We start from the raw sequence: 23,463 nt of genomic DNA, 5'->3' as shown, positions 1-23,463 counted from the left end.
TGCGTACAATGCGCAAAATTTCACCCGAGAGGATCCATGGCCCTCCCCAGCCGTCGCTCACTTTTCCCCTTCCTGACCTGGCTGCCCCGGCAGACCCGCGCCAGCGTCGGGCGGGATCTGGTCGTCGGCCTCAGCGGGGCGATTCTCGCGTTGCCTCAGTCGATTGCCTACGCCCTGATCGCCGGTCTCCCACCGGAATATGGTCTCTATGCCGCCATCGTTCCGGTGTTGATCGCCTGTCTGTGGGGCTCGTCTTGGCATCTGATCTGCGGGCCGACGGCGGCGATTTCGATTGTGCTGTTCGCCAGTGTCAGCCCGCTGGCCGTGCCTGCGTCACAGGACTACATCACCCTGATCCTGCTGCTGACCTTCCTTGCCGGGATTTTCCAGTGGCTGCTCGGCCTGCTGCGCTTCGGTGCACTGGTGAATTTCGTCTCGCATTCCGTGGTGCTGGGCTTCACCCTCGGCGCGGCGGTGGTGATTGCCATCGGTCAATTGCCGAACCTGCTGGGGCTGGATCTGCCGGCCAAGGCCACGGCGCTGGACAGCCTGATGGATCTGCTGCGCCATCTAGGGGCGGTGGATAAACCGTCGCTGGTCCTTGGTGTGGCGACGGTTGTGGTTGGCGCCTTGCTCAAACAATGGCTGCCGCGCTGGCCGACGTTGTTGATGACATTAGTGCTCGGCAGTCTGGTGGTGTGGCTGTGGCCGGCGATGTTCGGGCATGTTCAACGGGTCAGCGCGTTTGTCGGGCGCTTGCCGCCGTTCAGTGGATTGCCGCTGGATATGGATCTGATCCTGCGCCTGCTGCCCAGTGCCGTAGCGGTGGGCATGCTCGGGTTGGTCACCAGCCTGTCGATTGCCCGTTCGATTTCCGCACGTTCACAACAGTTGCTCGACGCCAATCAGGAAGTCCGTGCGCAGGGGCTGTCGAACATTGTCGGGGCATTCTTTTCGGGATCGTTGTCCGCCGGCTCGTTCACCCGCTCCGGGTTGAGCCATGAGGCCGGGGCGAGCTCGCCATTGGCCGGAGTGTTTTCGGCGTTGTGGGTGGCGTTGTTCGCGATTTTCGGTGCCGGGCTGATCGCGCACATTCCGATTCCGGCCATGGCCGGCAGCATTTTGTTGATCGCCTGGGGACTGGTGGATCATCGCGGCATCCGTGCACTGCTGCGAGTCAGCCGGGCCGAATTTGTGGTGATGAGTCTGACCTGCGTCGCCACGTTGTTGCTGGAATTGCAGACGGCGATCTATGCCGGCGTGCTGGCCTCGCTATTCTTCTACCTCAAGCGCACCTCACAGCCGAGGGTGCAGCACTGGCGCGATGGCGAAGACGATGTACTGCGGGTCGGCGGGTCGATCTTTTTCGGCGCCAGCCACTATCTGCAAGTGCGCCTGCAACGGATGCACGGTGCGCGGGTGGTGATCGAGGCGCAGCAGATCAACTTCATCGACTATTCAGGCGTGGAAATGCTCCATCAGGAAGCCCGGCGCCTGCTGCGCCAGGATCGCAGCCTGACCTTGCGCCAGGCGCGTCCGCAGGTAGTGGAAGAATTGCGCAAGCTCGAAGGGCCGGAGAAATGCCCGATCCGCTTCGAAGACTGAGGGCGTCTTAAAGCGCCAACTGCCGACGCAATTCCGCCAGAACCGGCGCCGTGTCGGGACGTACGCCGCGCCACAGGAAGAACGCCTCGGCAGCCTGTTCGGCCAACATGCCCAAGCCATCCATCACCACGGCCGCGCCATGCTCACTGGCCCAGCGGCAGAACGCGGTCGGTTCCTTGCCGTACATCATGTCGTAGCACAGCGTCTTGCCGGGTTCTATCAGGCTAGGGGCAATCGGCGGCACGTCGCCAGTGAGGCTGGCAGACGTTGCGTTAATGATCACGTCCACCGGCTCGCGCAACCAGTCGTAACCACTGGCCGATACCGGCCCCAGATCACAGAACAGCTCGGCCAACAGCTCGGCCTTGTCCACCGTGCGATTGGCGATGATGACCGAGGCCGGCTGCTGCGCCAGCAATGGCTCCAGCGCACCGCGCACCGCACCGCCGGCGCCGAGCAGCAGAATGCGTTTGCCGGTGAGGCTGAACCCGGCGTTGACCGTCAGATCCCGCACCAGCCCGGCGCCGTCGGTGTTATCGCCGAGCAGGCTGCCATCGGCCAGTTTGCTCAGAGTGTTCACCGCACCGGCGCGCTGGGCGCGGGCGGTCAGGCTGTTGGCGAGGCGATAGGCGTCTTCCTTGAACGGCACGGTCACGTTGGCGCCGCGACCGTCCTGGAAAAACGCCGTGGCGCAGCCGGAAAAGTCCTCGAGCGGCGCCAGCAGGGTGCTGTAGTCGAGGCTCTGCCCGGTCTGTTCGGCGAACAGTTTGTGAATCATCGGCGATTTGCTGTGACCGATCGGGTTACCGAAAACGACGTAACGATCCATCAGAAATCCTCAGGCCTGGGCCAGCCAGTCGCGATCTTGCAGGAAGTATTCGGTCAGGCGCGCTTCTTCGCTGCCCGGCTCGGCTTTCCAGTCGTAGGCCCAGCGCACTTGCGGCGGCAGCGACATCAGGATCGACTCGGTACGCCCGCCCGATTGCAGGCCGAACAGGGTGCCACGGTCGTAAACCAGGTTGAACTCAACGTAGCGGCCACGGCGGAATTCCTGGAACTCGCGCTGTTTGGCGGTGAAGGCGTCGTTCTTGCGGCGCTGCACGATCGGCAGGTAAGCGTCGATGTACGCATCGCCGATGGCGCGCATGAAGGCGAAACTGGTGTCGAAGTCCCACTCGTTCAGGTCATCGAAGAACAGCCCGCCAATACCGCGTGGCTCGTGGCGATGCTTGATGTGAAAGTAGGTGTCGCACCAGGCCTTGTAGCGCGAGTAGACGTCCGGGCCGAATGGCGCGCAAGCCTGCTCGGCGACACGGTGCCAGTGGATGCAGTCTTCTTCGTTGCCGTAGTACGGAGTCAGGTCGAAGCCACCGCCGAACCACCAGACCGGTTCTTCACCTTCCTTCTCGGCAATGAAAAAGCGCACGTTGGCGTGGGACGTCGGCACATGCGGGTTATGCGGGTGAATCACCAGCGACACGCCGAGGGCTTCGAAGCCACGCCCGGCCAGTTCCGGCCGATGAGCACTGGCGGACGGTGGCAGGCCACTGCCGAAGACGTGGGAAAAGTTGACGCCGCCCTTTTCGATCACCGTGCCGTTCTCGATCACCCGGGTCCGACCGCCACCGCCGGCCGGACGGGTCCAGGCGTCTTCGACGAAGCGCGTACCGCCGTCTTCGGTTTCCAGCGCGGCGCAGATGCGGTCTTGCAGGTCGAGCAGATAGGCCTTTACGGCGTCGGTGCGGGTCGTCATGGCTTCACCTTGGATCGGGCGGAACTGCGCGGCGCCCCGCGCAAATGGGCGCGTAGCATACCATCGCAAACCGGCACGCCGCAGTTGACGAAGATCAAGCATGAGCGTTCGATAGGGACCTTCCCGAATGACCCAAGGAGTAGGCAGATGGCCAAGCGAATCCAGTTCCGCGCCCACGGCGGCCCCGAAGTGCTCGAGTACGTTGACTATCCACCCGCCGAGCCCGGTCCGCAGCAGGTTCGCGTGAGCAACAAGGCCATCGGCCTCAACTTCATCGACACCTACTACCGCAGCGGCTTGTACGCGCCACCGGCGTTGCCTTCGGGCGTGGGTTCGGAAGGCGCTGGCATCGTCGAGGCCGTGGGCAGCGAGGTCACCCGGTTCAAGGTCGGTGATCGCGTGGCCTATGGCAGCGGCCCGTTGGGCGCGTACAGCGACGTCCACGTATTGCCCGAGGCGAATCTGGTGCACCTGCCGAGCGCCATCGACTTCGAAACCGCCGCCGGCGTGATGCTCAAGGGCCTGACCGTGCAGTACCTGCTGCGCCAGACCTACGAACTCAAGGGCGGCGAAACCATTCTGTTCCATGCAGCGGCCGGCGGCGTTGGCTTGCTTGCCTGCCAATGGGCCAAGTCTCTGGGCGTGAAGCTGATCGGCACCGTCAGTTCGCAAGCGAAAGCCAAACTGGCGAAGGCCCACGGTGCCTGGGAAACCATCGATTACAGCCACGAAAACGTTGCTCAACGGGTGCTGGAATTGACCGACGGGAAGAAAGTCCCGGTGGTCTACGACGGCGTCGGCAAGGACACCTGGCCAGCCTCGCTGGACAGCGTGGCACCCCGAGGCCTGGTCGTGAGCTTCGGTAACGCATCGGGCGCGGTGGACGGGGTGAACCTGGGGATACTGGCGGCGAAAGGTTCGCTTTACGTCACCCGGCCAACGCTGGCGACCTACGCCAACAACGCCGAAAACCTGCAGCGGATGGCCGATGAGCTGTTCGGGATGATCACCAGCGGCAAGCTGAAAGTGGATATCAGCCAGCGTTATCCACTGGCTGACGCCGCCCAGGCGCAGACCGAACTGTCGGCACGGCGCACCACCGGCTCGACTGTCCTGCTGCCCTGACCACCGATGACCCCGACGTACTTTCACAACGGTACCGGGGTCTGTTCCAACGTCACAAAAAACGGTGTCTTGCCGGCCTGGGTGGTTTCGAACGCCTGCCGGGCAAGGCGCTTCACCTCCAACCCCAAAACACCCGGCAGCCTGAGCAATGCACTGGCCTGCCCTTCGACCTGCAACGCATCTTCAATGACGCTCTGTGTGTCGGCTGTCAGTGCGTCCTCTGCTATGACCAGACGCATGCGTGCCCCCTCGGGCCGTCGATCAATCTGCACCTGGACATCGGCGGCCTGTAACTGCGGCATAAACTGTCGGAGTATGTGCAACACCTGTGACTGAGTGATGAGCGCGCCCCCCAGTTTGATCGATGTTTCCACCCGCCCCTCAAGCGCCAGCACCGGCAGGGAACTGCCACAGGCGCACTTCGTCACGGTGCGCAGGATTCGCCCACGATCGCCGATCCGGTAACGCAACAACGGCACATGATCGGGGAGCAAGGGTGTCAGCAGAAACTCACCGGTCTGCTCTACGGCCAAGGCTTGCTGGGTCAGAGAATCAACCACCTCGAGCAACATGGCGTCCGCATGCAGGTGATAAAAACCATGCTCCAGATGGGCGCACTGAAAACCGATGGGACCGGTCTCCGTCGAGCTGTATCCCAGCGAGCGGATCTTCAGCATCGGCCAGTCCCGGGCCAACTGGTCGCGCAGCGTTTTACTGCAAGGTTCTCCAATGTAGTAAAGCCACTTCAGACTGCCCAACCCGACTGTTTCATGATTGAACAACGCGGCGGCGAAAGAGGGGGTGCAGATCAACGCATCGGCCATGTGTGCCTGAATCAGCTCGGCGACGCGCTGCACACCCATCTGTGAACCGGCAGGCAACAACCGTGCGCCAACGTGCTGGACGATAGCTGACGCGTATTGAAAGGCTCCCTGCATTTGCGCGGCTGTCAGGCAGTTGATGACCACCTCGGGGCATTCGTCCGTCGCACCGAACATCCTTGCTCCCAAAGGCACAATTGCAGCGTTGAACGCCCAGGAATGGGTGATCTGTTTGCGATTGCCGGTGCTGCCTCCCGAGGTCAGGGTCAGCCCGCCGCCCGGTGCTTGATGTGAAGCTTGAGCGAGCACGGAAAACAGCACGCCGCCGGACTCGTCTTCCACCGCCAGAACCGGCAGTCGATGCAGATCGGCCAATCCCTGCACTTCCTGGATTCGCGGATACAGCGCATGGAGCCAGGGCAGTGAACGCGCGTGGGCCAATTTGCACGCAAACGCCTCGGCCGAGACATCCGCGACGGGGTCATTGTGCATCGCCGCGTCCTCCCCGACGAATGCCCAGCTCATCGAATCCGCTACGGACGGCGTTCGCCAGAGATTCCAACTGGCGCTGACTGTGACTCGCACTGATGGCCAGACGCAAAATGGCCTCGCCCTTGGCGACCACCGGAAACACTGCGGTGGTGACCGCAATTCCCAGCCGGCGCAAATGCTGCCCCAGGCTTATCGCCTCTCTCTCGGCCCCGACGCGGATAAAACGAATGGGGGACGCGACGTGATGATTGCCGAGCACTGGCCCCAGCAAACCGTCGACCGTGGCGATATTTCGCCACAGCAACGCCTGCAATTGACTCAGTTCCGGGGACAAATGGATTTTCCCCGAAGCGACAGCCGCACCTACCCCGCCAACAGACAATGGCCCGCCAAACGTATAAGTCGATGCATGGCGCCGAATCATCTCGGCATCGGCTTCGGTGCGCACAGTGATCGCCCCGCCGGTGGCACCGAACGCCTTGGACAAAGACGACAGGAGGATCAGCCGGCCGTGCTGTCGTTCATCCACCGCGTCCAGCGCGTAACCTCCTCCGGCGACACCATGGATCGAGGTACCGTGGGCGTCATCCGCATAGAGATAACCGTCAAAACGCTCCGCCAGTTGCAGCAGGCGATTTATTGGGTACACACCACGCATCGAACCAATGCTGTCGGTCAGGATAATGGGCGTGTTACCCGCCGCGACTGCAGTTGAACAGGCTTCTTCCACCTGCTCTACATCGCTGCAATCGCGGCGCTGAATCGGGCCGAATTGCCAGAGAATGCCTTGCAGCACTTGCATCGACGCATGAGCGGCACGGTCGACTATCCAGCAGGGACCACGGCGCATGGGATAAGAGGGCATCTCACCGGAACCGAGCAGCGGCAGACAGCCAAGATGCGCACTGCCTACTGAGTTGAAGGTGACTGCGTGTCCCTGAAATATCCGGTTCAGCAGGTCGTCCAGCTCACGCATGGGCGGCAACAGGGCTCGGGTTCGTGCAGCGGCGAACTGCACGCCGAAAGACTCCGCAGCGCTCACCGCTCCTTGAATCAGGCGTGGATCACACTCCAGCCCCAGATAAGAGCAGGAAAGGAACTCGGTCAGCCGTTCGCCGCTGTCGAGTTCGATCTCTTTGCCTTCACGTTTAGCCAGCTTCAAGCCGTTCAGCCCCGCGTCGAATAGCTGTTGCTGATCGTCACGCGCTTGCCGGACACGGTTTTTGACCCAATTGACGGTCGGTTGAAAAGTGTTCATCGGGATACCTGCAAAGAGGGAGTGCGGCGATAGACCTGGACATGCCAGAGCTGGGTTCTTTCGCGTGCGATGTCTGACTGGTACTGGTGGGTGACATTGCAAAAGCCTGCACAATCGGGTTGCACCACATGCAGATGCCCCCGCATGACCACCTGTGCGTTTTCCGACAGAGCCGGAGCCAGGCGCTGCAAAATGTTTTTTCCGGCCGCTTCGGGCATGAAGGAAGGCACGTCCGACAGCGATATGAAATCGATGGCTGTTTCCCCGGCAGCACAGCCAAGGATGTCCGCCTGCACCACGCGTAACTCGCACTGCTGAAGTCCCTCGCGGGCCTGCTGAAAAATGGCCGGATCACACTCCAGCGGAAAGCCTTGCGGATAGCGCAGCTCACCGAAAAACAGCATTTGCAGGAAAAAACTCTCGCGGACCACCTGAGTGGTGAACAACGTATGGAAAATTTCCAGATACGCCGCGCGCGAGCTGATCCCCAGGTTGTTGGGTGGAAACGCGCCCTTGTACAGCAGCGAATTGAGCACTGCTGCATTTCCCAGCAAACCGATCACTGCCTTCCAGCGCTTGAGGGGAAAGCGGTTTCGGTAATATTCCGTTTGTTCGTCAAGCCGGCTGAACTGAAAAATGCCCCGGCCCGCCTTACCGGTAAACAGTGCGGTGATCTTCGCCAACCGCTTCAGGGTCTGCTCGAATGCCCCCATGTAAATCGGTGCTTCCCAACGTCGGGACTGGAAGAACGCGGACAGCCAGCGACGATCCGCCGGCGGTAAGACCAGTTGCTGGAAAATGGAGCGGCGTCGCGCCCTCAGGCTTTCCATTCGATAGCCCATGAACGCCATGAACGACTCGTGATCGGTCTGTTCCAGCAGGGCAAAACGCAATCGGGTGAACGCCAGTTGCGGTGCGCTGATATCGGTACAGGTCATGCGTGACGGGGCAGCGGCCAGCAACGGCAACAGCCGGCCGCCGCATCCGGCGATCCCCAGGACATGTCTGGCATGTCTGGGCAGAATCGCGTACTCGAGCGCGGTGTCCTCATCCCCCAGCGTGTAGTTGAGCCGGTCGAAATAATCAGCCATGTCTGCCTCCAGCCATCAGATATGAAGATGGGTGTAAGGCCTTCATTGGTTGTCCAGGACCTGGAGGAAGTCATAGCGGGGCGCCAACCCGTTTTGCCAGGCCTCAAACTGCTCATAAACCGCCTCAAGCATGGCGCCGGTCAGGCGCAGGCTGGTTTCCATGACAGTGGTGATCGCATCCCAGTCCTCCTGACATTTGCAGGTGCGCTGCAGCATGAGTTTGATTTCGTTGAAATGCTCGATATCAATGTCGGAATGTGCAATGAAAAATGTCAGTTGAGCGGGTTTCAGATCCAGAACTTCACTCAAGTTGTTAATAAGCGGAGTGATGAACTGGTAGGCGTTTTCTGCCCAATAACTATAACCAAGCCGTTGTAACGGGTTACCGGTAAAGGAGACCCAGTATAAATAAGCGATCAGCACATCGGTGGCCGGAAGGGCAGGTGGAATATCGAACACTTCATTCTTCAAACCAAGACTCATGACATCATGCAGTGCCATTTTTTCATGACCGACTTCTTGTGCCGCATGTTCGAAACAGAACTTGGTATACACCGGATTATCCGCGTGCCGAACTCCGACCAATCCTTGATTTCGCGCATTGTGCGCCGTGTAGTGAAAAGTCTGGATCATGTAGATCGCGTATAAGGCTTTTGAAACGCTGCCTTCGCGGATGGCTTTTACCAGTCGCGAACTTTCCAGAATATCGGCCCATGTTTTTTCGATTCGCTCATCGAGCAGGCTTAATTGTTGTTCAAAACTGAGAGGCGCATTCATTAACTGGATTCTCCAATGGGTTGGCGAGCAGGTGGGCGGACTGCAGAAGTGCTGTGAAGATTTGCTGCCATTGAGCCGAGAGCAGCCAGTAATCGCCGCGCTGGCGCTGTTCGATGCGCAGGGCGTCGGTGGTGATCGGCGTCAGGCCGAAGCGCTGGAACAATCGCCGTTGCGGTGTTCGGCAGAGCGCGGTAACGCCCTCATAACCGCGCTTGATCGCCCATTCCGTGGCAGCTGCCAGCAGGCCGTTGATCGACATGGGGAATTGAGTTTGCGAGTGACAGATCAAGCGACTGAATTCGACATGGCGCGACAGCGTTGTGGCAGGAGACAGTTGCTGCTGCGCCAGTGAGGCCCATTCGAACGGCGCAGGGGTCACTCTCAACACGGCCGTGGGCCTGTCATGCTGATACAACAGAAAGTGGGTACTGCGCGAAGTAATCGCCAGACGTGTTTCAAGTAACCTGGCTTTGGGTGTCAACATGTAGTGTTGCAATCGCAGCCGAAAATGACGGGAAACAAACCGTTCAAACTCTCGCGTGTCTGATCCTGCTTCAAGAATAACGATGCGATAGTTCTCATGACGCCTTTTAAGGCTCGCCTGAAGTTCCTGCAGATAATCCGTTAACTGTGAATCCCTGATATCCATTTCTTCTCCGCAGCCGTTAACTTTTCGAAGTTTTCTGAGCGCATTGAAATAATGAATGGTTTTAGAAAAATCGCCACTGTGTGGCTTCTGAGAATAACGTCGGAAAAATTACAATAACTGAATACTTACGGATTGATCTGACGCAGAAAGGAAAAAATCAAATCAAGAACCGGGCTAAAAATTCAGGTATATGAAGGAAAAATCGCAGGCACATGTAGTACTCCTCGCCATGGAAGCCGAGGAGTACGCACTAATTTGACTGAGGGTGATATCAGGCCGGGCGCACAATTTTGCCGGTGGCCAGATCCCGAATCAGGCTCGGGTTCTTGCGACCGCCCAGCGCTCCGCCGAGCACCAGATCGACCTGACCACGGAAATACTGCTCGACCCGCAAGCGACTCTTTGCCGCCGGCCGTCCCTGCGGATTGGCCGACGTCGAAATCAACGGCCCCACCAACGAGCACAGATCCCGCACCTGCGGATGATCACTGACCCGCAATGCCACGGTGTCATGCACCCCGGTCACCCACTCCGGCAACAGGTTCTGATGGGGTACCAGCCAGGTGTTCGGGCCTGGCCAGGTGCTGGCCATGCGATCGATCCAGTCCTGCGGGAAGTCCTCGAACAGAAAATCGAACTGATGAATGTTGTCGGCAACCAGGATCAGCCCCTTGTCCACCGAACGGTTCTTGATCGCCAACAGACGATCCACCGCTTCTTCATTCCAAGGATCGCACCCCAGCCCCCAGACGGCTTCGGTTGGATAGGCAATCACCGCCCCGGCGCGAATCTCTCGTGCGGCTTGTTGCACACGCCAACTGTTGACCATGAAAAACTCTCCGCAAACAGGTTTCGCGCAGTTTACCGATCTTCAATGTAAAACCTAGCTTACGCGCGCAAACCAGCGGCCGTTTTCGCACACCGCGCGACCATCCATCTCCAGTTCGGTCAATGTCGCCAGGACTTTGGGCAACGCCCAGCCACTGCTGTCAGCCAGGCCCTCGCTGGTGTGCGGCGCGGCGTGCAACAGGTCCAGCAGAGGATGATCGGGATCCGGCACTGCAGCGGATGGCGGCAACTGCTGCCAGCCGCGCAGGGCTTCGAGAATGTGCTCGATGTTTTCCACCAGCACCGCTCCGTCACGGATCAGTTGATGACAGCCCCGAGCGCCGGGGTGATGGATCGAACCCGGGATGGCGTACACCTCGCGCCCCTGTTCTGCCGCCAGCCGCGCGGTGATCAGGGAACCGCTGGCCACGCTGGCCTCGACCACCAGCACGCCGAGGGACAAGCCGCTGATGATCCGGTTGCGTCTTGGGAAGTTGCTCGCCGTCGGCCCGGTGTCCAGAGGGAATTCCGAAAGCACCGCACTGCCGGACGCAATCATCGCATCCGCCAATCGCCGATTGCGCTGTGGATAAAAGTTTTCCAGACCGGTACCCAGCACGCCGACCGTTTGCCCGCCGACGTCAACAGCGGCTTGATGCGCCGCCGCGTCGATACCCAGCGCCAGACCACTGGTGATCACAAATCCGGCACCCGCAAGGCTGCGGGAAAATGCAGCGGCGGTGTCCATGCCGGGGCGGGAAGCGCGGCGACTGCCGACCATCGCCAGTTGCGGTTTTTCCAGTATCTGCGGATCGCCCGCGACGAACAGCAAGGGTGGCGGGTCGGGAATCTGCGCCAGCAAGGCCGGGTAATCCGCTTGGTCCCACATCAGTAAATGTTGATCCGGACGCTCTAACCAGCGCAATGCGTGGCTGGCGCCGTCGCGAACGTCAGGGCAGCGCCGGGCCTCGGCGCAAGCCGCCGGCAAACCCAACGAGCGCCAGGCGCTGGCCGGCGCGCTGATCGCCTTCGAGGCGCAGCCGAAGGCTTCGAGCAATTTGGTGAAACGTTTGGGACCGATTTCCGGCAAGCGGTGCAGGCGCAGGCGCGCTTCCAGTTCTGCCGGCGAGACCGACGGGGAGACAGGCATCATCATGGATCATCCTTGATCGTTATAAGGCCCGAACCTTTCGGAACAAGCTGTGGATAACTCTGTTGGTAACTTGTGAAGTCAGCTAAGGATTTCGTACCTTGTCCAGCACCGCCAGTGAGCGCGATGCGTTCAGCACAAGGCCGTAACTGAGTTTGTCGTAAGTGCGGAACACCATCAGCAAGCCTGCGCGTTCATCGGGAATTTTCAGCGGTTGACCGGTGATCCGGTCGCGTACGGTTTCCCCGGTTTTCATTACCACCAGCACGTTGCCTTCAGCCAGACCGTCGCGTTTGCCCTTGTTCAGTGTCACCACGTCCATCGCGCCGATCTGCGTGACGCCGCGCGGCACATCGATAATCAGGCCGTTGATGTCGGTGGAGGGCGCGCTGGGCATGAAGGTCGAGTTGATCGAACGCTCTTCACCGCTGAACAAGCGGTCGCCGAGGCGCACTTCCTGGGTCGTGCGTTGCAGCGCGAGGGTGGCGACGTCGCCTTCGGTGGCGACGATTTCACCACCGCCGATGTCATCGGCGTTGATCCCCAGGAACTCCTTGCTCTGCGGATCGGTGTAGACCTTGCCCTGGCGGAAGATCCCGTAGACCGGCTGGTTCGGGTCGAAGTGGCCTCGGGCGAAAATCCGGTCGCCGGTGCCGCTGAGCACCCGTTCGGCGTCGCCGGCAACGATATAAGGCGCCTTGTCGAAGTCCTCGACCTTGTCGACGATGCGGTTGCTCAGCAGAAAGCTGTTGATCGATTTGAGCGGAATGCTCGGAATCGCCTCGGCCACCGGGCTTGTACGAATGCGCGGCGACAGCTTGATGGTGCCGCGCGACTCGCCGCGATTGACCGTGAGGCGCGGCTGGCCGTTGACGTAACTGAGCGTCAGTGTGTCGCCCGGATAGATCAGGTTGGGGTTTTCGATCTGCGGATTGGCCCGCCACAACTGTGGCCACTGCCAGGGTTCGCGCAAATATTTACCGGAGATGTCCCAGAGTGTATCCCCCGAAACCACCGTGTATTGCTGTGGAAAACCTTCCTTGAGTTGCACTTGCCCGTGCGCGGCGCCGGCCGAGGCCAGAAACAGCAGGGCGAGTAGTGATTTCCTCATGCGGTGAATCCCTTTATCATGTGCGTTCGCGTGAAACGCCAGAGCCCCCGTGGCTCGCTCCCTGCTCTATGCTGAAAAGCAGGGCGCTACGTTTCACAACGGTAGCCTGCATCTTCGGACCCGCCAGGCCATCGCCCGACTTTACCTCACACGTGCAGCAATCAAGCTTATGGCCATTTTGAACATCCTCGAATTTCCGGACCCGCGTCTGCGCACTATCGCCAAACCTGTGGCTGTAGTGGACGACGAAGTGCGTCAGCTGGTCGATGACATGTTTGAAACAATGTATGAAGCGCCGGGCATCGGCCTTGCCGCGACCCAGGTCAATGTGCACAAACGTATCGTCGTGATGGACCTTTCCGAAGACCGCACCGAACCGCGGGTGTTCATCAATCCCGAGTTCGAGCCGCTGACCGACGAAATGGAGCAATACCAGGAAGGCTGCCTCTCGGTGCCGGGCTTCTACGAAAATGTCGACCGCCCGCAAAAGGTCAAGATCAAGGCACTTGATCGTGACGGCAAGCCTTACGAACTGATCGCCGAAGGCCTGCTCGCGGTGTGCATCCAGCACGAATGCGACCACCTCAACGGCAAGTTGTTCGTCGATTACCTGTCCACGCTCAAACGCGACCGGATCAAGAAGAAACTGGAAAAGCAGCACCGCCAGAACGCTTGATGCCCCTCTTCAAAGGCTTGCTGCGGCAAGCCTTTTTCTTTTTATGAGACTCCCCCCATGACTGAGCCACTGCGCATCGTTTTTGCCGGCACCCCGGAATTCGCCGCCGAACACCTCAAGGCCCTGTTGGACAGCCCTCACGAGATCGTTGCGGTCTACACCCAACCAGATCGTCCGGCCGGTCGTGGGCAAAAACTGATGCCGAGCCCGGTCAAACAGCTCGCCCTGGAAAACAATATCCAGGTGTTGCAGCCGCCGACCCTGCGCAACGCTGACGCTCAAGCCGAGCTCGCCGCGTTGAAGCCTGACTTGATGGTGGTAGTCGCCTACGGCCTGATCCTGCCGCAAGCGGTGCTGGATATTCCGCGTCTGGGTTGCATCAACAGTCACGCCTCCCTGCTGCCGCGCTGGCGCGGTGCGGCGCCGATCCAGCGCGCTGTGGAAGCAGGCGATGCCGAGAGCGGTGTGACCGTGATGCGTATGGAAGCCGGCCTCGATACCGGGCCGATGCTGCTCAAGGTCGTGACTCCGATCAGCGCCGGCGACACCGGCGGCAGCCTCCACGATCGCCTCGCCGAGATGGGCCCGCCCGCCGTGGTGCAAGCGATTGCCGGTCTGGCCGCTGGCACGCTGGAAGGCGAAGTGCAGAACGACGAGCTCGCCACCTACGCGCACAAACTGAACAAGGACGAAGCACGCATTGACTGGAGCCGTCCGGCCGTTGAGCTGGAACGTCTGGTCCGCGCCTTCAACCCATGGCCGATCACCCACAGCACGCTCAACGGCGAAGCGCTGAAAGTGCTGGCGGCGACACTGGCCGAAGGCAAAGGCGCACCGGGCACGATTCTCGGCGCCAGCAAGGACGGTCTGCTCGTCGCCTGTGGCGAACAGGCGCTGTGCCTGACTCGCCTGCAATTGCCCGGCGGCAAGGCGCTGAACTTCAGCGATCTGTTCAACAGTCGTCGTGAGAAATTCGCCACCGGCATCGTGCTGGGCGCAGCGGTGGACGCGCAATGAATCCGCGTCTGGCCGCCGCCAAGGCACTCGCCGCTGTCCTGAGCGGCAAGGCTTCGCTCAACAGTTCCCTGCCGACGCAACTGGACAAGGTCGAGGATCGCGATCGCGGCTTCACCCAGGACCTCGCGTTCGGCACCGCACGCTGGCAGCCGCGTTTATCGGCGCTGGCGGAAAAGCTGTTACAGAAACCGTTCAAGGCGGCGGACGCCGATGTCGAGGCGTTGCTGCTGATCGGTCTCTACCAGTTGCTCTACACCCGCGTCCCGCCGCACGCCGCCATCGGCGAAACCGTCGGTTGCGCCGACAAGCTGAAAAAACCGTGGGCCAAGGGCCTGCTCAACGCCGTGTTGCGCAATGCCCAACGGGAAAGTGAGGCGATCTTCGCCGAACTGGAACGCGATCCGGTGGTGCGCACTGCCCACCCGCGCTGGCTGCAAAAATCCCTCAAGGCCTTCTGGCCCGAGCAATGGGAAACCATCTGCGAAGCCAACAACGCGCATCCGCCGATGATCCTGCGGGTCAATCGCCGTCATCACAGCCGCGATGCCTACCTGAGTCTGCTGACCGAAGCGGGTATCGCCGCACAGCAGTGCACCTTCAGCCGCGACGGCATTGTCCTCGACGCTGCCACCGACGTGCGCAGCCTGCCGGGTTTCGCCGAAGGCTGGATCAGCGTGCAGGACGAAGCCGCGCAACTGGCCGCCGACCTGCTCGACCTCGCGCCGGGTCAGCGAGTGCTGGACGCCTGCTGCGCGCCGGGCGGCAAGACGTGCCATATCCTCGAAGCCGAACCGGCGCTGGCCGGTGTGGTGGCGGTGGACCTGGAAGCCAAACGTCTGGTGCGGGTAAAGGAAAACCTCGAACGTCTCGGTTTGAGTGCCGAACTGATTGCCGCCGACGGTCGCGACACGGCAGCGTGGTGGGATGGCAAACCGTTCCAGCGCATCCTGCTCGACGCACCGTGCTCGGCCACCGGGGTGATTCGCCGTCATCCGGACATCAAACTGACCCGTCAGGCCGACGACATCGCTGCCCTCGCGCAACTGCAAGGCGAGTTGCTCGACGCGATGTGGAAAACCCTCGAGGTGGGCGGCATCCTGCTCTACGCCACCTGCTCGACCTTGCCGACCGAGAACACCGAAGTGATCGCCGCTTTCCTTGGGCGCACACCGGGCGCACGGGAGCTGGATCTGGCCACCGCCGCCGGGATCAAGCAGCCCCATGGTCGCCAATTGCTGGCCCAGCAGGGCGGGCACGACGGGTTCTACTACGCCAAGCTGATCAAGATCGCTGCCGCGCGCAGCTAAACGGATTCAATGGAGTGACTGGATGAAAATCATCATCCTCGGTGCGGGACAGGTCGGCGGTTCGCTGGCTGAACATCTGGCCAGCGAGGCCAATGACATCACGGTGGTCGACACTGACGGCGACCGTCTCCGCGATCTTGGCGACCGCCTCGACATCCGCACCGTGCAGGGTCGTGGCTCACTGCCGACCGTGCTGCGTCAGGCCGGCGCCGACGACGCCGACATGCTGGTGGCGGTGACCAACAGCGACGAAACCAACATGGTCGCCTGCCAGGTTGCTCACACCCTGTTCCACACCCCGACCAAGATTGCCCGGGTGCGCGAAGCGTCGTACCTGACCCGCGAGGAGCAACTGTTCCAGAACGAGGCGATTCCGGTCGACGTGCTGATCAGCCCCGAGCAAGTGGTCACCAACTACATCAAGCGTTTGATCCAGCACCCCGGCGCCTTGCAGGTGATCGATTTCGCCGAAGGCCAGGCGCAACTGGTGGCGGTGCGCGCCTACTACGGCGGGCCGCTGGTGGGTCAGCAACTGCGCCAGTTGCGCGAACACATGCCGAATGTGGAAACCCGAGTGGCCGCAATTTTCCGCCGCGACCGACCGATTCTTCCCCAGGGCGACACGGTGATCGAGGCGGACGATGAAGTTTTCTTCATCGCCGCCCGTGCGAATATTCGCGCGGTGATGAGCGAAATGCGCCGGCTCGACGAAAGCTACAAGCGCATTGTCATCGCCGGTGGCGGGCAGATCGGCGAACGGCTGGCCGAGGCCATCGAAAGCCGCTATCAGGTGAAGATCATCGAGATGAACCCGGCTCGCTGCCGTTATCTCTCCGACACCCTCGACAGCACCGTGGTGCTGCAGGGCAGCGCGTCGGATCGCGACTTGCTGATGGAAGAGAACATCGCCGACGCGGATATCTTCCTCGCCCTGACCAACGATGACGAAGCCAACATCATGTCATCGTTGCTGGCCAAGCGTCTGGGCGCGAAGAAGGTCATGACGATCATCAACAACCCGGCCTACGTCGACTTGATCCAGGGCGGTGATATCGACATCGCCATCAGCCCGCAACTGGCGACCATCGGCACCTTGCTGGCCCACGTACGGCGCGGCGATATCGTCAGCGTGCACTCACTGCGCCGGGGCGCGGCGGAAGCCATCGAAGCGGTAGCCCATGGCGATTCGAAGTCGAGCAAAGTCATCGGCAAGGCCATTGAAAACATCGCGCTGCCTCCGGGCACCACCATCGGCGCGATCATCCGCGATGAAGAAGTGATCATCGCCCACGACGACACGGTGATTGCCGCGGGCGACCATGTGATTCTGTTCCTTGTGGATAAAAAGCACATTCGCGATGTGGAGAAGCTGTTCCACGTGGGCCTGAGTTTCTTCTGACCGACCAAGAGGCGAGAGCGATGATCGAATCCCTGGAAAAAATGCTCGCCAAGGGTGTGGATAACTCATTGCTGCGCTTTGGCCTCGGCAAGGGCTATCTGGATCGGGGGGAGAACGCGAAGGCGGCCGAGCATTTCCAGCAGTGTGTCGGTTTCGACCCGAAGTATTCGGCCGCGTGGAAACTGTTGGGCAAGGCGCAACTGGCACTGGGTGATCTGGTGGCTGCGCGACAGGCGTGGGAGCAGGGACTGGAAGCGGCCCGGGCCCATGGCGACAAGCAGGCCGAAAAGGAAATGACGGTGTTTCTGAAGAAACTCGAACGGCAGAAACCGTGACGGCTGTGGATAACCCGTTGGGTCAGGTTATCCACCTATGTACATCGCCGATCAGTACCAGCGCGCCTCGCCTGGCGGACGCTTCTTGAAGCGTTTCATGCTCCACATGTACTGGCTCGGATAAGCCGCCACATAACGCTCGACCACCTGACTCATCGCCGCGCAGGACGTTTCGGTGTCGGTGCTGTACATCGCTTCCGGCGCTGCCTCAAGGATCACCTTATAGCCGGAACCGTCCGGCAGACGCAGCGCATGCAGGAATACGCCGACGGCCTTGCCACCGGCGAGCATGTTCGGCACGAACTTGCTGGTCAGGGCCTGAGTGGCGAAGAACGGCACGAAAATCCCGGCCGACTCCGCCGGCTCCGGATCCGCGGGAATCCCCACCTGACCACCCTTGCGCACTTCCTTGATGACGCTGAGGATGCCTTCTTTGGTCGACGCAGCCACCTTGTTGCCCAGTTGCACGCGCTGTTTGCGCAGCAATTCATCCACCGCTTTGAGCTTCGGCGGCCGGTAGAAAATGATCGGTTTGCACTGGCTGCAGTAGAAGTGGTTGAGCACTTCCCAGTTGCCCAGGTGACTGGTGATGCCGACCACGCCCTTGCCCGAGGCCAGCGCGTCTTTCAGCACTTCAAGGCCTTCGACTTCGCGCACCAGGTCGATGGAGCGCTGGGCCGGCCAGATCCAGGCGCAGGCGCTTTCGGTCAGAGACTTGCCGATGTCTTTCAAGCTTTGACCGACCAGACGCTCGCGTTCGGCCGGGTCCATCTGTGGAAAACATTTGGCCAGGTTGATCCGCACCACATCGCGGGAACGGTTGGGGGTTTTCCACATGATCCAGCCGATTGCCGAACCCACGGCCTGCACGGCCCGCCACGGCAGCAGGGCAAACAGCCGCAGAGCGCCAACCAGCATGGCGCCTTTAAACTTTTCCACAGGTCACTCCTGATCTTGTGCTGTGCGCGAGGCGGCCATTCTAACCGCCGTTGGCGAGCTGCGCGTAGCGATCGCAGTCCTGAGTGTGATCCATGACCATGCCCGAGGCCTGCATCAGTGCGTAGCAGATGGTCGGACCGACGAAGGTGAAACCGGCCTTTTTCAGGCCTTTGCTCATGGCCACAGCCTGCGGGGTGATGGCCGGGACTTCGCTGCGATCCTTGAAATGATTGATCACCGGGCGGTTATCCACAAACGACCAGAGGAAGGCCACCGGATCTTCCAGCGCCAGCCAGGCCTGGGCATTGCGCCGAGCGGCATTGAGCTTGAGGCGGTTGCGGATGATCCCCGGATCGAGCATCAATTCGTCGATTTCCGCGTCGCTCATCTGCGCCACGCGCTGTACGTCGAAGCCGAACAACACCTCGCGATATCGCTCGCGCTTGCGCAGCACGGTGATCCACGACAGCCCGGCCTGGAACCCTTCGAGCAAAAGCAACTCGAACAAACCCTGCGCATCGCGTAGCGGCGTACCCCACTCCTGATCGTGGTAAGCCATGTACAGCGGATCTTCGTTGCACCAAAAGCAGCGTGGCATAAGGCTCCAGGGGTGGAGGTGCGACTGAATCGGGTATACTCCCGCTCTTTAAATCGCAGCCCAAGAAACAGGTGAATTTCGTGAGCCAGCCTACGCCAGCCGTGCGTACCTTCCAAGACTTGATCCTCGCGCTCCAGCAATACTGGGCCGAGCAAGGTTGTGTGGTACTTCAGCCCTACGATATGGAAGTAGGCGCCGGCACTTTCCACACCGCGACATTCCTGCGCGCCATCGGCCCGGAAACCTGGAACGCCGCCTACGTGCAGCCAAGCCGCCGTCCGACTGACGGCCGTTACGGCGAAAACCCGAACCGTCTGCAGCACTACTACCAGTTCCAGGTGGTCCTGAAGCCGAACCCGGACAACTTCCAGGAGCTGTACCTGGGCTCCCTCAAGCATGTCGGCCTGGACCCGCTGGTCCACGACATCCGCTTCGTCGAAGACAACTGGGAATCGCCGACCCTCGGCGCCTGGGGTCTGGGCTGGGAAGTCTGGCTGAACGGCATGGAAGTGACTCAGTTCACCTACTTCCAGCAAGCGGGCGGCATCGAGTGCTACCCGGTGACCGGCGAGATCACCTACGGTCTCGAGCGTCTGGCCATGTATCTGCAAGGCGTGGATTCGGTCTACGACCTGGTCTGGGCTGACGGTCCGTTCGGCAAAGTGACTTACGGCGACGTGTTCCACCAGAACGAAGTGGAGCAATCCACCTATAACTTCGAACACGCCAACGTCGACAAACTGTTCGAACTGTTCGACTTCTATGAAAGCGAAGCCAAGCGCCTGATCGAACTCGACCAGCCGCTGCCGTTGCCAAGCTACGAAATGGTTCTGAAGGCCTCGCACACCTTCAACCTGCTGGATGCGCGCCGGGCTATCTCGGTGACCGCGCGTCAGCAATACATTCTGCGCGTTCGCACCCTGGCGCGTTCCGTCGCCCAAGCCTACCTGCTGGCCCGTGCCAAGCTGGGCTTCCCGATGGCAACCCCGGACCTGCGTGACGAAGTACTGGCCAAGCTGGAGGCTGCACAATGAGTGCTCAAGATTTTCTGGTTGAACTGGGCACCGAAGAACTGCCACCCAAAGCCCTGAACACCCTGGCCGAAGCGTTCCTGGCCGGTATCGACAAGGGCCTGCAGGCTGCCGGCCTGAATTACGAGAGCAAAACCGTCTACGCCGCGCCGCGTCGTCTGGCTGTGCTGATCACTGCGCTGGCCACCCAGCAGCCGGATCGCAGCATCAACCTCGACGGCCCGCCGCGTCAGGCCGCGTTCGATGCCGAAGGCAACCCGACTCAAGCGGCACTGGGTTTTGCCAAGAAGTGCGGCGTCGAGCTGAGCGAGATCGACCAGAGCGGTCCGAAACTGCGCTACAGCCAGAACATCGCCGGCAAGCCGACCGCCAGCCTGCTGCCGACCATCGTCGAAGACTCGCTGAACGACCTGCCGATCCCGAAACGCATGCGTTGGGGTGCGCGCAAGGAAGAGTTCGTGCGTCCGACCCAGTGGCTGGTGATGCTGCTCGGCGACCAGGTCATCGACTGCACGATCCTCGCGCAGAAGGCTGGCCGTGAATCCCGTGGCCACCGCTTCCACCACCCGCAAAGCGTGCGCATCGGTTCACCGGCGAGCTACCTGGCCGACCTGCGTGCCGCCTACGTGCTGGCCGACGCCAACGAGCGTCGCGAGATCATCAGCAAGCGCACCGAAGAGCTGGCGACCCGCCAGGAAGGCACCGCGATCGTGCCGCCGGCGTTGCTCGACGAAGTGACCGCGCTGGTCGAGTGGCCAGTGCCGCTGGTGTGCTCGTTCGAGGAACGTTTCCTCGACGTGCCGCAGGAAGCGCTGATCACCACCATGCAGGACAACCAGAAGTACTTCTGCCTGCTGGATGCCGACGGCAAGTTGCTGCCGCGTTTCATCACCGTGGCCAACATCGAATCCAAAGACCCGCAGCAGATCATCGCCGGTAACGAGAAGGTGGTTCGCCCACGTCTGACCGACGCCGAGTTCTTCTTCAAGCAGGACAAGAAGCAGAAGCTCGAAGCGTTCAACGATCGCCTGCAGAACGTGGTGTTTCAGGAAAAACTCGGCAGCGTCTACGACAAGGCCGAACGCGTCTCGAAACTGGCCGCGTACATCGCCGCACGCATCGGCGGCAACGCTTCGTGGGCTGCCCGTGCAGGCTTGCTGTCCAAGTGCGACCTGGCGACCGAAATGGTCGGCGAGTTCCCGGAGATGCAAGGTGTCGCCGGCTACTACTACGCCCTCAATGACGGCGAACCGGAAGACGTCGCCCTGGCGCTGAACGAGCAGTACATGCCACGCGGTGCCGGCGCTGAACTGCCTGCCACCCTGACCGGTGCGGCCGTGGCCATCGCCGACAAGCTCGACACCCTGGTCGGCATCTTCGGCATCGGCATGCTGCCGACCGGCAGCAAAGACCCGTATGCCCTGCGCCGCGCGGCACTGGGCGTGCTGCGGATCCTGATCGAGAAACAACTGGACCTGGACCTGAACGACGCCGTGGCGTTCGCCGTGAATGCCTTCGGTGCCAAGGTCAAGGCTGCCGGCCTGAACGACGCCGTGCTGGAGTTCATCTTCGACCGTCTGCGTGCCCGTTACGAAGACGAAGGCGTGGATGTGGCCACCTACCTGTCGGTGCGTGCCCTGAAGCCGGGTTCGGCGCTGGACTTCGACCAGCGTGTACAAGCGGTTCAGGCCTTCTGCAAACTGCCGGAAGCGGCGGCGCTGGCGGCGGTGAACAAGCGCGTATCGAACCTGTTGAGCAAGGTGGAAGGCTCGGTGCCGACCGAAGTCCAGGCCAAGTACTTCGACAACGCCAACGAGTTCTCGCTGTACTCGGCGATCCAGCAAGCAGACCAGGCTGTACAGCCAATGGCTGCGGCGCGTCAGTACAACGAATCGCTGGCACGTCTGGCCGCCCTGCGCGAGCCGGTGGACGCGTTCTTCGACGCGGTGATGGTCAATGCCGAAGACGCCAACGTGCGGGCCAACCGCTATGCACTGCTGGCGCGTCTGCGTGGCCTGTTCCTGGGCGTTGCCGACATTTCGCTGCTGGGTTGAGGGACTGCTGTTGAAACTGCTGATTCTCGATCGGGACGGAGTGATCAATCACGACTCCGACGCTTACATCAAGTCGGTGGAGGAGTGGATTCCGCTGCCCGGCTCGATCGAAGCGATTGCGCAGTTGAGCAAGGCCGGCTGGACGGTGGCAGTCGCCACCAACCAGTCGGGCATTGCTCGCGGCTACTACGACCTCGCCACCCTCGATGCCATGCACGCGCGCCTGCGCGAACTGGTGGCGGAGCAGGGCGGTGAAGTCGGGCTGATCGTTTATTGCCCGCATGGGCCGGATGAGGGTTGCGACTGCCGCAAGCCGAAACCGGGGATGTTGAAAACCATCGCACAGCATTACAACGTCGCGCTGACGAATGTCTGGTTCGTCGGCGACAGCCTTGGTGACCTGGAGGCCGCCAAAGCCGTCGATTCACAGCCCGTTTTGGTAAAGACCGGGAAAGGCGAAAAGACTCAGGCCAAGACCTTGCCGGTGGACACCCTGATTTTTGACGATCTCGCGGCGATTGCCGCAGAACTTATCCACAACTAGAGTGCTTCTGAAGTTCCTGACCAGGGATTGATCGGGAGTGCGCTTGAACAGTCGGGCATTGCCCGTAACGGTAAACGTCGCCATGTCGATACTGCAGGCCATCAGAATCTTCCTCTTTTACCTGCTGCTGGGTACCACCGCTCTGCTGTGGTGCAGCCTGAGCTTTTTTATCGCGCCCTTCCTGCCGTTCAAGGCGCGCTATCGTTTCATCAACGTGTACTGGTGCCGCTGCGCCTTATGGTTGACCAAGGTGTTCCTCGGTATCCGTTACGAAGTCAAAGGCGCCGAAAACGTGCCTGACCGGCCCTGCGTGATTCAATCGAACCACCAGAGCACCTGGGAGACATTCTTTCTCTCCGCTTATTTCTCGCCCTTGAGCCAGGTGCTCAAGCGCGAATTGCTCTACGTGCCGTTCTTCGGCTGGGCGATGGCCATGCTGCGGCCGATCGCGATTGACCGCGACAACCCGAAAGCCGCCCTCAAGCAGGTGGCGGCGAAAGGTGACGAACTGCTCAAGGACAATGTCTGGGTGCTGATCTTCCCCGAAGGCACCCGTGTTCCTCACGGCACCATCGGCAAATTCTCGCGCAGTGGCAGCGCCCTGGCGGTGAATGCGGCGCTTCCGGTGCTGCCGATTGCACACAATGCCGGCAAGTTCTGGCCGAAAATCGGTTGGGGTAAAAAGCAGGGTGTGATTACCGTGGTCATCGGTGAGCCGATGTACGCCGAAGGCAGTGGCCCGCGTGCCATCGCCGATCTGAACGATCGAGTGCAAGCGTGGAACGAGAAAACTCAACGGGAAATGGGCTCGCTGCCTCCGGCCCCCCAGGCACCGGTTTCAAACGATCAGATCGCTGTCTGAGATTTGTGGATAACCTGTGTACGGTTTGTTCGCAAAATCCC

At 61.0% G+C, this 23,463-nt stretch carries 23 protein-coding genes; 11 read left to right on the top strand and 12 right to left on the bottom strand.

Going from position 1 to position 23,463, the window contains the following annotated elements; genetic code table 11:
- Positions 1-36 precede the first annotated feature (36 nt).
- Complete coding sequence (locus L6D81_RS13000; RefSeq protein WP_236179969.1) at positions 37-1,605, top strand: SulP family inorganic anion transporter; 1,569 nt, start codon at positions 37-39, stop codon at positions 1,603-1,605.
- Between the two features lie 7 nt (positions 1,606-1,612).
- On the opposite strand, the gene aroE is transcribed toward L6D81_RS13000, so the two are convergent.
- Together aroE and hemF are read right to left on the bottom strand one after the other, a co-directional pair.
- Entirely contained in the window at positions 1,613-2,434 is an 822-nt protein-coding gene (gene aroE, locus L6D81_RS12995) for a shikimate dehydrogenase (RefSeq protein ID WP_236179966.1), read from the bottom strand.
- A 9-nt stretch (positions 2,435-2,443) separates the two neighbouring features.
- Positions 2,444-3,358, bottom strand: coding sequence for an oxygen-dependent coproporphyrinogen oxidase (gene hemF, locus L6D81_RS12990; RefSeq protein ID WP_236179964.1), 915 nt, complete (start codon positions 3,356-3,358; stop codon positions 2,444-2,446).
- A gap of 147 nt (positions 3,359-3,505) precedes the next feature.
- Between hemF and L6D81_RS12985 the strand changes: the two genes are divergently transcribed.
- On the top strand, positions 3,506-4,483 hold the full coding sequence (locus L6D81_RS12985) for a quinone oxidoreductase family protein (protein ID WP_236179957.1): 978 nt from the start codon (positions 3,506-3,508) through the stop codon (positions 4,481-4,483).
- A 23-nt stretch (positions 4,484-4,506) separates the two neighbouring features.
- Here the strand turns inward: L6D81_RS12985 and L6D81_RS12980 are convergent, their stop codons facing one another.
- From L6D81_RS12980 to L6D81_RS12945, 8 genes are all read right to left on the bottom strand, one after another.
- Positions 4,507-5,829 (bottom strand): phenylacetate--CoA ligase family protein, encoded by a 1,323-nt coding sequence (locus tag L6D81_RS12980; protein ID WP_236179955.1) that lies wholly within the window; start codon positions 5,827-5,829, stop codon positions 4,507-4,509.
- On the bottom strand, positions 5,786-7,054 hold the full coding sequence (locus L6D81_RS12975; protein ID WP_236179952.1) for an aminotransferase class I/II-fold pyridoxal phosphate-dependent enzyme: 1,269 nt from the start codon (positions 7,052-7,054) through the stop codon (positions 5,786-5,788). The genes L6D81_RS12980 and L6D81_RS12975 overlap by 44 nt, the downstream gene beginning before the upstream one ends.
- Positions 7,051-8,145, bottom strand: coding sequence for a DUF3419 family protein (locus L6D81_RS12970; protein ID WP_236179950.1), 1,095 nt, complete (start codon positions 8,143-8,145; stop codon positions 7,051-7,053). The genes L6D81_RS12975 and L6D81_RS12970 overlap by 4 nt, the downstream gene beginning before the upstream one ends.
- Positions 8,146-8,187: 42 nt before the next feature.
- The gene (locus L6D81_RS12965) at positions 8,188-8,922 is read right to left on the bottom strand and encodes an iron-containing redox enzyme family protein (RefSeq protein WP_236179947.1); all 735 of its coding nucleotides are present in this window, start codon (positions 8,920-8,922) and stop codon (positions 8,188-8,190) included.
- Entirely contained in the window at positions 8,900-9,571 is a 672-nt protein-coding gene (locus tag L6D81_RS12960; RefSeq protein WP_236179945.1) for a GNAT family N-acetyltransferase, read from the bottom strand. The genes L6D81_RS12965 and L6D81_RS12960 overlap by 23 nt, the downstream gene beginning before the upstream one ends.
- A 271-nt stretch (positions 9,572-9,842) precedes the next feature.
- A complete protein-coding gene (gene tsaC / locus L6D81_RS12955) occupies positions 9,843-10,400 on the bottom strand; it encodes an L-threonylcarbamoyladenylate synthase type 1 TsaC (protein ID WP_236179943.1) in 558 nt (185 codons plus the stop codon).
- A gap of 54 nt (positions 10,401-10,454) precedes the next feature.
- On the bottom strand, positions 10,455-11,555 hold the full coding sequence (dprA, locus tag L6D81_RS12950) for a DNA-processing protein DprA (protein ID WP_236179941.1): 1,101 nt from the start codon (positions 11,553-11,555) through the stop codon (positions 10,455-10,457).
- Between the two features lie 79 nt (positions 11,556-11,634).
- The gene (locus L6D81_RS12945) at positions 11,635-12,660 is read right to left on the bottom strand and encodes a LysM peptidoglycan-binding domain-containing protein (protein ID WP_236179940.1); all 1,026 of its coding nucleotides are present in this window, start codon (positions 12,658-12,660) and stop codon (positions 11,635-11,637) included.
- 169 nt (positions 12,661-12,829) lie between these two features.
- On the opposite strand from L6D81_RS12945, the gene def reads away from it, so the two are divergent.
- The 5 genes from def to L6D81_RS12920 are packed head-to-tail and all read left to right on the top strand — an operon-like array spanning position 12,830 to position 17,394.
- Positions 12,830-13,336, top strand: coding sequence for a peptide deformylase (gene def / locus L6D81_RS12940; RefSeq protein ID WP_039764933.1), 507 nt, complete (start codon positions 12,830-12,832; stop codon positions 13,334-13,336).
- Between the two features lie 57 nt (positions 13,337-13,393).
- Positions 13,394-14,353 carry a methionyl-tRNA formyltransferase gene (gene fmt, locus L6D81_RS12935; RefSeq protein WP_236179938.1) on the top strand — a complete coding sequence of 320 codons (960 nt, stop codon included), beginning with the start codon at positions 13,394-13,396 and terminating at the stop codon, positions 14,351-14,353.
- Positions 14,350-15,660 (top strand): 16S rRNA (cytosine(967)-C(5))-methyltransferase RsmB, encoded by a 1,311-nt coding sequence (gene rsmB / locus L6D81_RS12930; RefSeq protein ID WP_236179936.1) that lies wholly within the window; start codon positions 14,350-14,352, stop codon positions 15,658-15,660. Before fmt ends, rsmB begins: the two co-directional genes overlap by 4 nt.
- Positions 15,661-15,682: 22 nt before the next feature.
- Positions 15,683-17,059 (top strand): Trk system potassium transporter TrkA, encoded by a 1,377-nt coding sequence (gene trkA, locus L6D81_RS12925; RefSeq protein ID WP_236179934.1) that lies wholly within the window; start codon positions 15,683-15,685, stop codon positions 17,057-17,059.
- A 20-nt stretch (positions 17,060-17,079) separates the two neighbouring features.
- Positions 17,080-17,394 (top strand): tetratricopeptide repeat protein, encoded by a 315-nt coding sequence (locus L6D81_RS12920; protein WP_236179932.1) that lies wholly within the window; start codon positions 17,080-17,082, stop codon positions 17,392-17,394.
- A gap of 51 nt (positions 17,395-17,445) precedes the next feature.
- Here the strand turns inward: L6D81_RS12920 and L6D81_RS12915 are convergent, their stop codons facing one another.
- Both L6D81_RS12915 and tag read right to left on the bottom strand, forming a co-directional pair.
- Complete coding sequence (locus tag L6D81_RS12915; RefSeq protein WP_039764942.1) at positions 17,446-18,333, bottom strand: lysophospholipid acyltransferase; 888 nt, start codon at positions 18,331-18,333, stop codon at positions 17,446-17,448.
- A gap of 40 nt (positions 18,334-18,373) precedes the next feature.
- Positions 18,374-18,931, bottom strand: a complete 558-nt coding sequence (gene tag, locus L6D81_RS12910; protein WP_039764945.1) for a DNA-3-methyladenine glycosylase I — start codon at positions 18,929-18,931, stop codon at positions 18,374-18,376.
- Between the two features lie 80 nt (positions 18,932-19,011).
- Here tag and glyQ point away from each other — a divergent pair, with 80 nt between their 5' ends.
- The 4 genes from glyQ to L6D81_RS12890 all read left to right on the top strand — a co-directional run bounded on the left by glyQ (position 19,012) and on the right by L6D81_RS12890 (position 23,422).
- The gene (gene glyQ, locus L6D81_RS12905; RefSeq protein ID WP_003187265.1) at positions 19,012-19,965 is read left to right on the top strand and encodes a glycine--tRNA ligase subunit alpha; all 954 of its coding nucleotides are present in this window, start codon (positions 19,012-19,014) and stop codon (positions 19,963-19,965) included.
- Positions 19,962-22,016, top strand: coding sequence for a glycine--tRNA ligase subunit beta (glyS, locus tag L6D81_RS12900; protein WP_236179930.1), 2,055 nt, complete (start codon positions 19,962-19,964; stop codon positions 22,014-22,016). Before glyQ ends, glyS begins: the two co-directional genes overlap by 4 nt.
- A 4-nt stretch (positions 22,017-22,020) precedes the next feature.
- Positions 22,021-22,560, top strand: a complete 540-nt coding sequence (gene gmhB, locus L6D81_RS12895) for a D-glycero-beta-D-manno-heptose 1,7-bisphosphate 7-phosphatase (RefSeq protein WP_236180106.1) — start codon at positions 22,021-22,023, stop codon at positions 22,558-22,560.
- Between the two features lie 82 nt (positions 22,561-22,642).
- A complete protein-coding gene (locus L6D81_RS12890; protein ID WP_236179929.1) occupies positions 22,643-23,422 on the top strand; it encodes a lysophospholipid acyltransferase family protein in 780 nt (259 codons plus the stop codon).
- Positions 23,423-23,463 lie beyond the last annotated feature (41 nt).

The organism is Pseudomonas sputi (assembly GCF_021603585.1).
GTDB lineage: Bacteria > Pseudomonadota > Gammaproteobacteria > Pseudomonadales > Pseudomonadaceae > Aquipseudomonas > Aquipseudomonas sputi.
The sequence above is the reverse complement of the archived record's forward strand: the minus strand, read 5'-3'. Positions and strand labels throughout refer to the sequence as shown.